Origin of the sequence: Streptomyces sp. NPDC056347 (assembly GCF_042262625.1) — a bacterium.
GTDB lineage: Bacteria > Actinomycetota > Actinomycetes > Streptomycetales > Streptomycetaceae > Streptomyces.
Genome location: NZ_JBHJQP010000026.1, coordinates 13,625 through 28,412, shown reverse-complemented (window position 1 = coordinate 28,412; position 14,788 = coordinate 13,625). Strand labels below are relative to the sequence as shown.

Below are 14,788 nucleotides of genomic sequence, written 5' to 3'. Positions count from 1 at the left end.
GACGATGGATCATCGCGGAGCAGACGGCACGCATCGCATCGGGCCGTACACGCTGCTCGGAAGAGAGCGTACGGACGGCGGGAGCGAAGTCTTCGCGGCCCGCACGGACGAGGGGCTCCTCGTCCGGGTGACGGTCGTGGGGCCCCAGCTCGCCGCGGACCCGGGGTTCCGGGACCGGTTCCGAGTCGCCGTCGAGGCGGCACGGACGCTGTCCGGTGCCTTCCTCATGCCGGTGGTGGATGCGGACGCCGACGCGCCGGTTCCCTGGTCCGCGACCCGGTTCACCGCCGGGCTGCCGCTCCGGCAGGCGGTGGACCGGCACGGTCCGCTGTCCGAACCGGCGCTGCGGACGCTCGCCGACGGCCTCGCCCACGCGCTGGCCGTACTCCACGCGGCCGGGGCGGTCCACGGCGAGGTGAGCCCGGACTCGGTGCTGCTGACCATGGACGGGCCCCGCATCACCGCTCTGGGGGCGGTGGGAGTCACCGGCAGTCCGGTTCCCTCACCGACGGACGACATGTTCGGCCTCGGGTCGGCCGTGCTGTTCGCGGCCTCCGGAAGCGAGCCGGACACGAGCGCCCTCCCGGTGTCACTGCGCGAGGTGATCGGCGGCTGCCTGTATCCGGAGCCGTCGGACCGTCCCACGGCGGAGCAGCTCATCGCCTACCTGAGACATCAGAACCTTCCTTCGCTGACGGGCAGTTGGCTGCCACCGGCGGTGACCGCAGACCTGGCCGCCGCGGCCGCGGCAGTGGGACCGGGGTCCGCCGGGGACGGCGGCCGGGGCCCGCTCGCGCCACCACCGCAGGCCGCGGCCGGCCCGGGCGTCAGCCGCCGCAAGCTGATCATCGGCCTGGCTGGGGGCGTGACCCTGCTCGGCGGAGCCGCGGCGGCACTCGCCTTCTCCGGCGACTCGTCACCGGCACCCGACGGCCGGGCCGGTGGGCCCGGGCGCACCGCGCGGCCGGTCTCCCCGTCAGGCGGACGGTCCACGTCCGCCTCGCCGTCCTCGACGGACGGACCGGAACCGACCGTGCTGGCCGGGCCCGACGCCGTCAAGGCGTGGTCGGGAATCGGAAAGAGCACCCCCACCTGCCTGGAGGCGTCCGACAAGACGGTCATGGTGGTCACGGCCAAGGCCACGTCGTTCCTTGACGCCGCGACCGGAAAATCCGTGTTCCGCCCACTGAACGCGACCAACACGTTCCGCATGAGCGACTTCACGTACCTGACGGCGTACGCGGACGGAGTGTTCTACCTGCTCTGCGACACACCGGTTCAGACGGGTGTGCTGGCGGCGTTCGACGCCGCCGGGGGAAAGGTGAAGTGGGTGACCAACCTTGCCGCCTACGATCCCGGTGGCCCCAAGCTCGTTTCGATGTACTCGCGCAACTATGTGGCAGTCGCGGGGGACACCGTCTATGTGTGCGGACAGGTGAGTCGGCCGGACGGGAAGTTCTCGGCCGAGTCCCCGACCACCGGCTACATCCGCGCGCTCAGCACCGCGACCGGCAAGAGGCTGTGGCAGGTCGAGGGCACGGACATCAACAACGTGCTCGTGCCGCCCGTCGGTTCACACCTGCTGGCCGCCTCGGCCGTCCCGGCGAGGAAACCCGGCCGCGTCCAGATGATCGACGCCGGCAGGAAGGGTGCCCGCGGCTGGAAGGTGTCCCTCCCGTTCAAATCGTCCTACTACAACCTCGGCTGGCCGATGACGTGCTACGCGGACGGGCTGTTCCTGTTCGCCGGCGACAAGGGCGACACGCTGTTCGCCGTCGACGCCGCCACGGGCAACGAGAAGTGGCATCAGCGCTTCGAGGCGAAGAGCGGGGACCAGGTCCGGATCGGCTACCTGTTCTCCAGCCTGGACGGCGCGACCGTCTACGTGGCCGTCGGCAGCGACCTCGCCGCCCTGGCCACGGCCGACGGCACGCTCCGGTGGGTCGCGACGCTCGACGGCGCCGGCGAGATGGGCGGTGCCAATCTGTTCAACGCCTCCCTCAGACTGGGCGGCAGGAACGCGCAGTGTTCGGCCGACACCGTCTTCGCCACCGACAGTGCCAAGACGCTGTGGGCCATCGACGCGGCCACCGGCAGGGCCCGGTGGAAATACAGGGACCCCGGGCAGCCGGACGTGGGGTTCATGTGGACGGTGGGAGGCGACCGCGTGTTCATCGCCTCCCAGCTGACCATGACAGCGATCGCGGCCCACGGACGGTAAGGGACAAGGAGAAGACATGGAGACGAGTGTGGAACTCGCCGGTCTGGCATCGGCGGCCGCGGCGCGTCTGATCGATCTGCTGGCGACGGACGGCTGGGGTGCGGTCAAGTCCTCGGTCCTGGCATTGTGGCGGTCCGCGCACCCGGAGCGTGTCGAGGAGGAACTCACCGACGCACGGAGCGAGTTGCTTCAGGCGCGGCAGGCGGGCGACGACGGAGAGCTCCAGGGGCTGCTGGTCGCCGAGTGGCAGGCCCGCCTCGTCCGGCTCATGGCCGCGCGGCCGGACGCCGTCGACGAGCTGCGTGCGCTGTTCGGTACGGAACCGGGTACGGCCGGAACCGCGGAGCAGCAGATCACGGGCTCGATGACGCTGGAGGCACACGTCTCCGGCGGCGACGCGTTCCTGGCCGGCCGGGACATGAACGTCACCAGGGGCGGACCGGCGTGACGGAGCGCAGTGCCGATGCCCCGGCCCCCGACGAGCCGCCCATCTGGCAGCCGAGGCGGCTGGAGGCGAGCGCGACCGGCGGCGGCAGTGTCTACCAGGCCGGTCGCGACCTCCACATCCGTCACCTCGACGAGGGGCGCAGAACCGTACCGGGCCCCGGCGCCGACCGGGTGCGTTGTCCGTACCCGGGCTTGGTCCCGTTCGACGCGGATCACAAGCAGTGGTTCTACGGCCGTGGGCGCATGGTCCACCTCGTGTGCGAGCGGATGGACGCCCGGATGCGCGAGGGCGGCCCGCTGGTGCTGATCGGCCCCTCGGGTGCCGGGAAGTCGTCCCTGCTCGCGGCCGGGGTGCTGCCGGCCCTGGACGACGGCCGGCTTCCGGCGGCGGGTTCGAGCACCTGGCCGCGGCTGGTCCTGACCCCGACGGCCTCCCCGGCGCTGGCGCTGGCGACCGCCGCCGGGCTCGACGCGGAGACCGCCCGGCGCACGGCACCGGTGTGGCGGGCCGACCCCGCACGATGCCTCACCGAACTGCGCGAGATCACCGGAGCCCGCGATCCGGAGCCCGCCGGGGAGTCCCCCTCCGCGGGGCTGGTCGTCGTGGTCGACCAGTTCGAGGAGATCTTCACGAGCTGCGGCGACGAGACCGAACGGCAGTGGCTCATCGACGTACTCGACCGTCTGGCCCGTCCCACGGGCGGAGCGGTCGTGGTGCTGGGGGTACGCGCGGACTTCTATGCCGCGTGCACGGCCCATCCGCAGCTCCGGGCGGCGCTCCGGGCCGGACCGGTCCTGCTGGAGCCGATGACGGAGGACGAGCTCAAGGAAGCGATCCGCCGCCCGGCCGGCAACGTGGGGCTCGACATCGAGGACGGCCTGGTCGAGGTGCTGCTGACGGAGCTGGGCACGGTCGGCGGACCGGCCGGTACGAACACCACGGGCCGGCTCCCGCTGCTCGCGCACGCACTGCGGGCCACCTGGCAGCAGCGCCACGGCCACACGCTCACCGTGGACGGATACCGCGTCACCGGCGGCATCCAGGGCGCCGTCGCCATCACGGCGGACAGGCTCTACGACACCCTTCCGCCGCCCTGTCGCGAGGCCGCGCGGTGGGTGTTCCTGCGGCTCGTCATCGTGGGACGCGACGCCGACGACAGCCGCCGGCGCGTCCGGTACGACGAGTTGCTGCGTCACGCACCGGACCGGGAAGCGGCCGTCAGGGTCCTGGACGACTTCACCCGTGGCCGGCTACTGACCCGGGACGAGGACACGGTGGTGATGACCCATGAGGTGCTCATCCGTGCCTGGCCCCGGCTGCGCGGCTGGATCGAGCACGACCGCAGCGGCAACCTCGTACGACAGGATCTGGAGGACGCGGCCGCGCTCTGGGAACGGGCCGGCCGGGAGGCGGCCGCCCTGTACCGCGGCAACCGTCTGGAGACCGCCCTCGCCTGGGCCGGAACGCACGGGGCGGAGCTCAGCATCGCCGCCCGGGCGTTTCTGGCCACCGCCCGCCGGCACCAGCGGCGCGGGCAACGGCTCCGGCGTGCCGCGGTCGCCACCATCACCGCCCTGGCCGTGGCCGCCTCGCTGGCCGCGGTGTTCGCCTTCCGGAAGGAGTCCCAGGCCCGGGAATCCGCCGCCGATGCGCTGCTCTCCCGCGACCAGGCCGTCAATGCCGCCGTCGCCTCCGCGTCCGTACAACTGGGCCCGACCGACCCCTCGCTGTCCGCGCAACTCGCTCTGACCTCCTACCGGATGGACCCGAATCCCAAGGCGGCCTCCCGGCTCATCACGACCCAGAACACACCGCTGGCCACCCGGCTTCCCGGCCCGCGCGGCTCCGTGCACACCGTCGCCTACAGCCCCGACGGGCACATGCTGGCGGCCGGGAACCTCGACCAGAACGTCGTCCGGCTGTGGGACGTCTCCGATCCCGGCCGCCCGGTGGCGCTGGGCCGGCCCGTACCCATGGACCGCTCCGTCAATTCGATCCGGTCGCTCGCGTTCAGCCCGGACGGCCGGGTGCTGGCCGTCGGCGGCCACACCAGCCACAACAGCGACTACGGTTCCGGCGGATTCGTCGAGCTGTGGAGCCTGACCAGCCCCAGCCACCCCGTTCTGCTCGGACCGCTGAAGAGTCCCGCCGTCCAGGACTTCGACGCCGCGACCACCATCGAATCGCTGGCGTTCAGCCCCGACGGACGCACGCTGGCCGCCGGATGGTACGCCGGGCTCGTCAGCCTGTGGAACGTCACCCGCCCCGACCGCGTCGCCCCCGCGGGGGCTCCCCTGAACCTCGGCTGCCCCAAGGTCCACTCCGGTCGCATCGCGTTCAGCCCCACCGGGAAAGCCTTGGCCACGGCATGCGACGACGACGCGGGGACGATCGGCCTGTGGGACACCGCCGACCCGGCCCACCCCGACCGCGGCCGTTCCCTGAAGGCCGGGTATCACGTCAACTCCCTGGCGTTCAGCCCCGGCGGAGACACCCTGGCCGCCGGCTCCAGTGACAGCAAGGTCCACCTCTGGAAGGTCGCCGATCCCGGCCGCCCCGCTCCCCTGGGCAAACCGCTGACGGGGCCCGCCCAGCCCGTCATGTCGGTGGCGTTCAGCCCCGACGGCCACACCCTGGCGGCCGGCAGCGCGGACCACACCGTCCGGCTGTGGAACGTCACCCACCCCGGGACCATCGGCCCGCTGGGCCGGCCGCTGACCGGTCCCGGCGACGCGGTCAGCGACGTGGTGTTCAGCCCCGACAGCCGCACCCTCGCCGCCGGGAACCGCGACGGCAACGTCGATCTGTGGAGTCTGCCGCCGACCCGGATCATCGGCGCCGGCGGCAATGTGGCATCCGTGGCGTTCAGCCCCGACGGACGCACCCTGGCCGCGGGGAACCAGAACAAGACCGTCTCCCTGTGGAACACCTCCGACCCCAACAACCCCGCTCCCCGCGGCGATCCGCTCACCGGCCCCGGGGAGCCGGTCGACGCCGTGGCGTTCAGCCCCGACGGCCGCACCCTGGCCGCCGGCGACGGCGGTGGCACCGTCACGTTGTGGAACACCGCCGACCCCAACCATCCCGTTCGCTTCACCGAGACCCTCACCGGGGCGGACGGGCTGATCTTCTCCTTGGCGTTCAGCCCGGACGGCCGCACCCTGGCCGCGGCCGGCGACGACGAGTACGGCCGCATCGCCCTGTGGGACGTCAGTGACCCCGCGCGCCCCGTCTCCAAGCCCGGCATCCGCAATTCACACACGTCGTCCGTCAAATCCCTGGCGTTCATCCGGGACGGCACCATGCTCGCGGCCGGTGGCGACAGCAGCAACGGCACCGTCGGCCTGTGGAGCACGACCGACGCGGGGGTCCGCATCGGGCAGCCGATCAGCCAGCCCTCCTCCACCGGCGCCTGGGTGGCTTTCAGCCCGGACGGCCGCACTCTCGCCACCGGGAACAGCCGTGGCACCGTCACCCTGTGGAATTCCACCGACCCCCATCACCTCACGCGCAGGGGAAATCCCCTGACCGTGCCCGGCGGCAGCCTGTGGTCGGTGGCGTTCAGCCCCGACGGGAAGACCCTGGCGGCGGCCGGCGACACCGACAGCGGCACCATCAACCTGTGGGACGTCACCGATCCCGACCACCCCAAACCCATCGGCCTGCCGCTGACCGTCGATACCGGATTCGTCGCCGTTCTGGCATTCAGCCCGGACGGTCACACCCTGGCTGCCACCACCGACGACGGCGTGGCCACGCTCTGGGACCTGAACGTCGAATCCGCCGTCAGCCGTATCTGCACCGGGAGCTCAGGAGCCCTGAGCCGGCAGCAATGGAGCCGATACGTTCCCCAACTTCCCTACGACCCACCCTGTACGACCACCTAGCGGTGCGTGTCCGGCGCGCCTCGCGCAAGGACCGGGGCGCCTCCGCACGAGCGGGGGTGACCCGCGCCAGTGGTGCCCGGCCGTGTGCCGTCGTCGGCGACCTGCCGGTTCGCCTCGGGCCATGACCGGCGGAGCGCGGCACGCTTCGACGAACGCGCCTACGTCTTCCACGGGATTGCCGCCCTCCCCCGGTCCGGCTCGGGCTCCGCCCGTGACCGGCCGGGCAGGCCCCGGGCCTGCCCGGCGCAACTCACGGTTTATGGGTCACCCAGAGCAGTTCCGCCGGCCAGCGGTGCGCCCAGTCGGGTGGATCGGTCTCGTTGTAGCCGTTGGATTCTCCGGGTTCGGGCCGCGGCTCGATGAGGTCGTCGATGACGAGACCCGCGCCGCGCAGGACCCTGACCCAGTCACCGTAGGTGAGCTGATAGCTGGTCGCGCCGTCGCCTTCGGCAATGGTGTCCAGCCCGAAGTAGTCCTGCCGCAGCGTCGTGGTCACGCGGGCCGCGGCTTCGTCGTAGCAGGCTTCGAACCATGGGCTGGCGACGTTGAACACCAGGCGCCCGCCCCGGACCAGGACGCGTGCGGCCTGCGGGACGGCCAGGTTCGGGGGCGCCCAGCTGAGCCCACCGAAGTCGCAGAACACCAGGTCGAAACTGTCGGCGGCGAAGGGGAGTCGTTCGGCGGCGCCCTGCACCAGCGGGTAGCGGTCCGATCCCATCGCACGCGCCGCCGCGGCGAGTTGGGCTTCGGACAGGTCGAACCCGACCACGGTGGCGCCCTCGGCGGCGAGCGCCCTGGACCACTGGCCGGCACCGCAGCCGAGTTCGAGGACGCGCTTGCCGGTGACGTCGCCCAGGGCGTGCAGGTGCGCGTCGGGGATGGAGTACATGCCCCACAGCCTGGGTGCGGCACCGATGTGCGGGTCGTGCTCGTGCTGGTAGGCGCTGCTGATCCGGTTCCAGAGCCGCCGGTTGGCGGGGGTGCTGTCCACGTGCCGACTCCAGCACTGCCTGCCGGGTGCGGTCAACACGTTAAGGGACGGGCCGTCCCGTCAACCGTCAACCGTCGGACGGGCCCCGGCAGGGCCGATCTTCGGAACCGCGCGGGAACGCGACAGCGCCCGCTCGCCGAACCCCTCCGCGGGGGCAACGATTGAAGGGACGCGGGGCGCCCCTCCCGGTACGAGGCGGCGCACCGCACCCAGGCGGGAGAGACAGCCATGACCACAGCCAAGGACATCATGCACGAGGGCGCGCAGTGGGTCCCCGAGACGGAGACGCTGCTCCACGCCGCGCAGCGGATGCGCCGACTGCACGTCGGCGCGCTGCCGGTCAGTGACGAGGACGAGCGCTTGTGCGGGATCATCACCGATCGCGACATCGTGGTGAAGTGCGTCGCCGAGGGTCACGATCCGAGCCAATGCACCGCCGCCGACATCGTCGAAGGCACACCCCGCTGGATCGATGGCAGCGCCAGCGTGGAGGACGTGATCAACGAGATGGGCACGCATCACGTCCGTCGGCTTCCGGTGATCGAGGACAAGAAGCTGGTCGGGATGATCACCGAGGCGGACGTCGCACGAAACCTGCCGGAAGAGCAGGTGTACGCGTTCACGGCCCAGGTCTACACGGCGCCGCCACAGACATAGGCCGCGACGCCCACGACGCCGACGGCCACAACCCCGTCGAAGGACACCTGCGACGGTCTGGGGATCAGCCCCCGCCGCCCCTGGACCTCTGCCCCTTCCGAGGACGGACGACGCCCGCCCCACCCGATCCGTCTCCTCCGACGCTTCGGGCGAGCAATGGGCGAGCGAATGATCACGAGAGACGCAAAAAGGCCCCCGCCGACACGGGGACCTTTACGTTTCCCCAGGTCAGAACGATTCTGCCTGGGGATACCGGGTGGGGCGGGTGGGACTCGAACCCACGGCCGACGGATTATGAGTCCGCTGCTCTAACCGGCTGAGCTACCGCCCCTTTTCGGCGTGGCGCGTACAAGTGTGCGCGCCGTCTGCCGCAGCATAGCCGGTCATACGATCTCCCGCTCCGGGTGGTCGGCTTCGCATGACCATGAAGACTCCGCCGTGCTCCGCGTGGTTCCGGGCGGAGCGAAGTACATGCGAAAGAGTCATGGACACCCCGCCCGCACCCGGGCCCGGGGACCTCGGACGGGCGCGGGGGCGGGCATACGAAAAAGGACCCCGTGGGGTCCTCTTCCGATCTGCTCCCCCGACTGGACTCGAACCAGTAACCCTCCGGTTAACAGCCGAATGCTCTGCCAATTGAGCTACAGGGGATCGCGCTCCCCCGACTGGACTCGAACCAGTAACCTGCCGGTTAACAGCCGGCTGCTCTGCCAATTGAGCTACAGGGGATTGCTGCGTGTGCACCGAACCCGCCCCTCCTGGCTACTGCCGGGCGGCGCGTGCTTGCTGCGACACATACATTAGCGCAAGCAGGGGGGTGCTTTGCCAATCGGTATCCCCCGGGGTGATCTCCGGTGCCCGCAGGCACGCGGGCAGCACACGTCACAAGGAAGGGTGGCACCCATGCGGTACCGGCTCACGTTCATCGCCGGACTGGCCCTCGGATACGTGATCGGGACACGGGCCGGGCGGGAGCGCTACGAGCAGCTGAAGGAGTCCGCGCGCCGGATCGCCCGGAACCCGGCCGTCCGTAACACCGCCGAATCCGCCGCCCGGGGCGGCCGGGACCTGGCCGACAAGGCGTGCCGGGCGGTGGGCGAGAAGGTCGGCGACAAGGTGCCCGCTTCGGTGGCCTCCCGGCTGCGTCCGCGCCGGGACCGCGCCGGGAGCGGGGAGGACGACTGGGGCACCAGCAACACGTAGACGCGATCCGGCGGGTGTCCCGCCGCTGCCGCGCCACGGGTACGGAGAAGCTCCCGCGGTGCGGCAGAATCTTGTCCATGGGGATAGTCGCCGGTCTGGACAGTTCTTCCGCCTTCACACACATCGTCGTCTGCGATTCGGACACGGGCGCCGTGCTGCGCCAGGGGTTCGCCGCGCATCCCGTCGAGGCGAGGGCCACCGAGGTGGACCCGCAGGCATGGCTGCTCTCGCTCGGCGAGGCCGCCGGCGGCGGGTTGCTCGAAGGGGTGGAGGCCATCGGCGTCTCCGCCCAGCAGCACGGCACGGTTCCCCTGGACCACCAGGGGAACCTCGTCCGTCCGGCGCTGCTCGGCAACGACAAGCGGGCACAGGCCGCGGCGGCCGGCCTGATCGACGGGCTCGGCGGGCGGCAGGCCTGGGCCGAGGCGGTCGGCTCGGTGCCGCAGGCCGCGCAGCCGGTGTCGAAGCTGCGCTGGATGGCGCGGACCGAGCCGGAGGCGGCCCAGCGGGTGGCCGCGGTGCTGCAGCCGCACGACTGGCTGGTGTGGCAGCTGCTCGGGCGCCCCGCACGGCGGACCACGGACCGGGGAGCCGCGTCCGGCACCGGCTACTGGTCGGCGGGCACCGGGGCCTACCGGCCCGATCTGGTGGAGCTCGCGCTCGGGCACCAGGCCGCGCTGCCCGAGGTGCTCGGCCCCTCCGACGCGGCCGGGACGACGCCCGAGGGGCTGCTGATCTCCGCGGGGACCGGCGAGACGATGGCGGCGGCGCTGGGGCTCGGGGTCGGGGCCGGTGACGCGGTGGTGTCGCTGGGGGCCTCGGGGTCGGTCATGGCGGTGCACCGGGAGGCGCTCTCCGACCCGACCGGGACGATCACCTCGTTCGCCGACGCGACCGGGCGGCACCTTCCGGTGGTGCACACCTCCAACGCGGTGCGGGCGCTGCGCGGGACCGCCGAGATGCTCGGCGTCGAGAGCCTCGACGAGCTCTCCGCGCTGGCGCTGAAGTCCACGCCGGGCGCGTCCGGGCTGGTGCTGCTGCCGTACCTGGAGGGCGAGCGCACGCCGCGGCTGCCGCACGCCGCCGGGACGCTGTGCGGGCTGCGGCGCGAGTCGATGAAGCCGGAGCACCTGGCGCGGGCCGCCTTCGAGGGGATGCTCTGCTCGCTGGCCGACGCGCTGGACGTGCTGCGCGGCCGGGGTGTGGAGGTGCGGCGGGTGTTCCTGCTGGGGGCGGCGGCGGCGCTGCACGCCGTACAGACGATCGCTCCGGCGCTCCTGGGTACGCAGGTGGTCGTGCCGGAGCCCGCGGAGTACGCGGCGCTCGGTGCGGCACGGCAGGCCGCCTGGGCGCTGGGGGTCGCACGGGGTACGGCCGATCCGCTCGTCCCGCCGGCCTGGCAGGGAGCGGTCGCGCAGGTGCTGGAGCCGGGCGAGGAGCTGGCGGTCGGGCAGGCGGTGCGCCAGCAGTACGCGGCGACGCGGGACCAGATCCACCCGGGGGCATTCGACCCCACGGACTAGAACGAAGACGGCCTGAGCAGCGGGTCCGTGCGGCAGGGCCGAGTGCACCGGTGGGGCGACTTCCCCCTACTTGTGTACTCGGTCTTTTTTTTGACCTGGTCTTGAGTAAAATCGGTCGCGGCCTCCGTCACCGGTGCCGGAAAATGGATGGACTCCCGACCTCTGCCGACTCCGAGAGACACGCGTGCTCATAAAACTCCTGCGGGCCCATCTCGGTCCGTACAGAAAGCCGATCCTGCTACTGGTCGTCCTGCAGCTGCTCCAGACCTGCGCCAGCCTCTATCTGCCCACCCTGAACGCCGACATCATCGACAACGGTGTCGTGAAGGGGGACACGGGCTACATCCTCGAATTCGGCGCCATCATGATCGCCGTCAGCATCGGCCAGGTGGTCTGCAACATGGGGGCCGTCTTCTACGGCGCCCGTACCGCGTCCGCGCTCGGCCGTGACGTCCGGGCGGCGGTCTTCGACCGGGTGCAGTCGTTCTCGGCGCGCGAGGTCGGGCGCTTCGGGGCACCCTCGCTGATCACCCGTACGACCAACGACGTCCAGCAGGTCCAGATGCTGGTGCTGATGACGTTCACGCTGATGGTGTCGGCGCCGATCATGTGTGTCGGCGGCATCATCATGGCGCTCGGCCAGGACGTGCCGCTGTCGGCGGTGCTGCTGGCGGTGGTGCCGGTGCTCGGCATCGCGGTGAGCCTCATCGTGAAGCGGATGCGTCCGCTGTTCCGCACGATGCAGGAGCGGCTCGACACGGTGAACCGGGTGCTGCGCGAGCAGATCACCGGCAACCGCGTCATCCGCGCCTTCGTCCGGGACGAGTACGAGGAGGAGCGCTTCCGGGGCTCCAACACCGAGCTGACCGATGTGGCGCTGTCCACCGGCCGGCTGATGGCGCTGATGTTCCCGACCGTGATGACGGTGGTCAACGTCTCGTCGATCGCCGTGCTCTGGTTCGGTGCCCACCGCATCGACAGCGGCGGCATGGAGATCGGTGCGCTGACCGCGTTCCTCGCCTATCTGATGCAGATCGTCATGTCGGTGATGATGGCCACCTTCATGTTCATGATGGTGCCGCGCGCCGAGGTGTGCGCCGAGCGCATCCAGGAGGTGCTGGAGACCGAGTCCAGTGTGGTCCCGCCGGTGAAGCCGGTCCACGAGCTGAGCGCCCGAGGCCATCTGGAAGTGCGTGGCGCGGACTTCCGTTACCCGGGGGCGGAGGAGCCGGTACTGCGGTCCGTGGACCTGGTGGCCCGGCCCGGTGAGACCACCGCGATCATCGGCTCGACCGGCAGCGGGAAGTCGACGCTGCTCGGGCTCGTGCCCCGGCTGTTCGACGTGACGGACGGCCAGGTGCTGGTCGACGGTACGGACGTGCGGACGCTGGACGCGGCGCTGCTGGCGCGGACCGTGAGCCTGGTGCCGCAGAAGCCGTACCTGTTCTCCGGGACGGTGGCGACGAACCTGCGTTACGGGAACCCGGACGCGACCGACGAGGAGCTGTGGCACGCGCTGGAGGTGGCGCAGGCCAAGGAGTTCGTCTCCGCGCTGGAGCACGGCCTGGACGCGCCGATCGCGCAGGGCGGCACCAATGTCTCGGGCGGGCAGCGGCAGCGGCTGGCGATCGCCCGGACGCTGGTGCAGCGGCCGGAGATCTACCTCTTCGACGACTCGTTCTCCGCGCTCGACTACGCCACCGACGCCGCGCTGCGCGGCGCGCTGACGCGGGAGACGGCCGAGGCGACCGTGGTGATCGTGGCCCAGCGGGTCTCCACCATCCGGGACGCGGACCGCATCCTGGTGCTCGACGAGGGCCGGGTCGTCGGCTCCGGTACCCACCACGAGCTGATGGACGGCAACGAAACGTACCGGGAGATCGTGCTCTCCCAGCTGACGGAAGCGGAGGCCGCGTAATGGCCGGGCCTGGCGGACGCATGATGGCGGGCGGGGCGCCGACCGACCGGTCGATGGACTTCAAGGGGTCCTCGAAGCGGCTGCTGAAGCGCTTCGCGACGGAGAAGACCTCGCTGTACGTGATGCTGGTGGCCTGTGCGCTGAGCGTCGCACTGTCGGTGGTCGGGCCGAAGATCCTCGGCCGGGCGACCGACCTGATCTTCGCCGGGGTCATCGGCCGCGACATGCCCGCGGGGGCGACCAAGGAGCAGGCCGTCGCGGGCCTGCGCGAGGGCAACAGCAAGCTGGCCGACATGCTCGCCGGGGTGGACTTCGTCCCCGGTCACGGCATCGACTTCGGCGCGGTGCGCGACGTGCTGCTGGTGGCGCTGGCGGTCTACGTCGGCGCCGGTCTGCTGATGCTGGTGGCGACGCGGCTGTCGATCCGGATCATCAACCGGGTCGTCTTCCAGCTGCGCGAGGACATCCAGACGAAGCTGTCGCGGCTGCCGCTGTCGTACTTCGACCGGGCCAAGCGCGGCGAGGTGCTCAGCCGGGCGACGAACGACATCGACAACATCTCGCAGACGATGCAGCAGACGATGGGGCAGCTCATCAACTCCCTGCTGACCATCGTCGGTGTGCTGGTCATGATGTTCTGGGTCTCGCCGCTGCTGGCGGTGGTCGCGCTGGTGACGGTGCCGCTCTCGGCGGTCGTGGCCGCGAAGGTCGGCAAACGCTCGCAGCCGCAGTTCGTCCAGCAGTGGCACGTGACGGGCAAGCTCAACGCCCACATCGAGGAGATGTACACCGGGCACACCCTGGTGAAGGTCTTCGGGCGGCAGGAGGAGTCCGCGAAGGACTTCGCCGAGCAGAACGAGGCGCTGTACGAGGCCGGGTTCAAGGCGCAGTTCAACAGCGGGATCATGCAGCCGCTGATGATGTTCGTCTCCAACCTGAACTACGTGCTGATCGCCGTCGTGGGCGGCCTGCGGGTCGCCTCGGGTGCGCTGTCGATCGGTGACGTGCAGGCGTTCATCCAGTACTCGCGGCAGTTCTCGATGCCGCTGACCCAGGTCGCCTCGATGGCGAACCTGGTGCAGTCGGGTGTCGCGTCGGCCGAGCGGATCTTCGACCTGCTGGACGCCGAGGAGCAGGGCGCCGACCCGTTGCCCGAGGAGCGCGAGCGGCCGAAGGAGCTGCTGGGCAGCGTCTCGCTGGAGAAGGTGTCGTTCCGCTACGAGCCGGAGAAGCCGCTCATCGAGAGCCTGTCGCTGAACGTCGAGCCCGGTCACACGGTCGCGATCGTCGGCCCGACCGGCGCGGGCAAGACCACTCTGGTCAACCTGCTCATGCGGTTCTACGAGGTGACGGGCGGCCGGATCACGCTGGACGGCGTGGACGTGGCGAAAATGTCGCGCGACGAGCTGCGGCAGGGCATCGGCATGGTCCTCCAGGACACCTGGCTGTTCGGCGGTTCGATCGCGGACAACATCGCGTACGGGGCCTCCCGCGAGGTCACCCGCGAGGAGATCGAGGAGGCGGCGCGGGCGGCCCACGCCGACCGGTTCATCCGTACGCTGCCGGACGGCTACGACACGGTGATCGACGACGAGGGCTCCGGGGTCAGCGCGGGTGAGAAGCAGTTGATCACCATCGCGCGGGCGTTCCTGTCCGACCCGGTGATCCTGGTGCTCGACGAGGCGACCAGCTCCGTCGACACCCGTACGGAGGTGCTGATCCAGAAGGCGATGGCGCGGCTGGCCCACGGCCGTACCAGCTTCGTGATCGCGCACCGGCTCTCCACCATCCGGGACGCCGACGTCATCCTGGTGATGGAGAACGGCTCGATCGTCGAACAGGGCACGCACGAGGAGCTGTTGGCCTCCGGCGGCGCGTACGCCCGGCTGTACTCGGCGCAGTTCGCCCAGGCGGTCGCCGAAGTCGACTAGCAACTCCGC

At 71.0% G+C, this 14,788-nt stretch carries 9 protein-coding genes and 3 tRNA genes; 8 read left to right on the top strand and 4 right to left on the bottom strand.

Going from position 1 to position 14,788, the window contains the following annotated elements:
* Window positions 1–4: 4 nt before the first annotated feature.
* Genes ACFCV8_RS09335 through ACFCV8_RS09325 form a run of 3 tightly spaced genes read left to right on the top strand, consistent with a single transcriptional unit; the run spans window position 5 to window position 6,556 of the window.
* Window positions 5–2,221, top strand: coding sequence for a PQQ-binding-like beta-propeller repeat protein (locus ACFCV8_RS09335; RefSeq protein ID WP_376684680.1), 2,217 nt, complete (start codon window positions 5–7; stop codon window positions 2,219–2,221).
* A gap of 16 nt (window positions 2,222–2,237) precedes the next feature.
* Window positions 2,238–2,669 (top strand): hypothetical protein, encoded by a 432-nt coding sequence (locus ACFCV8_RS09330; protein ID WP_376684679.1) that lies wholly within the window; start codon window positions 2,238–2,240, stop codon window positions 2,667–2,669.
* Window positions 2,666–6,556: a hypothetical protein gene (locus tag ACFCV8_RS09325; RefSeq protein WP_376684678.1), complete on the top strand. Its 3,891-nt coding sequence runs from the start codon at window positions 2,666–2,668 to the stop codon at window positions 6,554–6,556. The genes ACFCV8_RS09330 and ACFCV8_RS09325 overlap by 4 nt, the downstream gene beginning before the upstream one ends.
* A 250-nt stretch (window positions 6,557–6,806) precedes the next feature.
* On the opposite strand, the gene ACFCV8_RS09320 is transcribed toward ACFCV8_RS09325, so the two are convergent.
* A complete protein-coding gene (locus ACFCV8_RS09320; RefSeq protein WP_376684677.1) occupies window positions 6,807–7,547 on the bottom strand; it encodes a class I SAM-dependent methyltransferase in 741 nt (246 codons plus the stop codon).
* Window positions 7,548–7,775: 228 nt separating this feature from the next.
* Between ACFCV8_RS09320 and ACFCV8_RS09315 the strand changes: the two genes are divergently transcribed.
* Window positions 7,776–8,204, top strand: a complete 429-nt coding sequence (locus ACFCV8_RS09315; protein ID WP_376684676.1) for a CBS domain-containing protein — start codon at window positions 7,776–7,778, stop codon at window positions 8,202–8,204.
* A 257-nt stretch (window positions 8,205–8,461) separates the two neighbouring features.
* Here the strand turns inward: ACFCV8_RS09315 and ACFCV8_RS09310 are convergent.
* The 3 genes from ACFCV8_RS09310 to ACFCV8_RS09300 form a co-directional block, all read right to left on the bottom strand.
* Window positions 8,462–8,535: transfer RNA gene (locus ACFCV8_RS09310), tRNA-Ile, on the bottom strand.
* 247 nt (window positions 8,536–8,782) lie between these two features.
* Window positions 8,783–8,855, bottom strand: a tRNA-Asn gene (locus ACFCV8_RS09305).
* A gap of 5 nt (window positions 8,856–8,860) precedes the next feature.
* Window positions 8,861–8,933, bottom strand: a tRNA-Asn gene (locus ACFCV8_RS09300).
* 174 nt (window positions 8,934–9,107) lie between these two features.
* Here ACFCV8_RS09300 and ACFCV8_RS09295 point away from each other — a divergent pair.
* The 4 genes from ACFCV8_RS09295 to ACFCV8_RS09280 all read left to right on the top strand — a co-directional run bounded on the left by ACFCV8_RS09295 (window position 9,108) and on the right by ACFCV8_RS09280 (window position 14,779).
* On the top strand, window positions 9,108–9,407 hold the full coding sequence (locus tag ACFCV8_RS09295; protein WP_376684675.1) for a YtxH domain-containing protein: 300 nt from the start codon (window positions 9,108–9,110) through the stop codon (window positions 9,405–9,407).
* Window positions 9,408–9,484: 77 nt separating this feature from the next.
* Window positions 9,485–10,930: an FGGY family carbohydrate kinase gene (locus tag ACFCV8_RS09290; protein WP_376684674.1), complete on the top strand. Its 1,446-nt coding sequence runs from the start codon at window positions 9,485–9,487 to the stop codon at window positions 10,928–10,930.
* 184 nt (window positions 10,931–11,114) lie between these two features.
* Window positions 11,115–12,848 carry an ABC transporter ATP-binding protein gene (locus tag ACFCV8_RS09285; RefSeq protein WP_376684673.1) on the top strand — a complete coding sequence of 578 codons (1,734 nt, stop codon included), beginning with the start codon at window positions 11,115–11,117 and terminating at the stop codon, window positions 12,846–12,848.
* A complete protein-coding gene (locus ACFCV8_RS09280; RefSeq protein ID WP_376684672.1) occupies window positions 12,848–14,779 on the top strand; it encodes an ABC transporter ATP-binding protein in 1,932 nt (643 codons plus the stop codon). The genes ACFCV8_RS09285 and ACFCV8_RS09280 overlap by 1 nt, the downstream gene beginning before the upstream one ends.
* The last annotated feature ends 9 nt before the right edge of the window (window positions 14,780–14,788 follow it).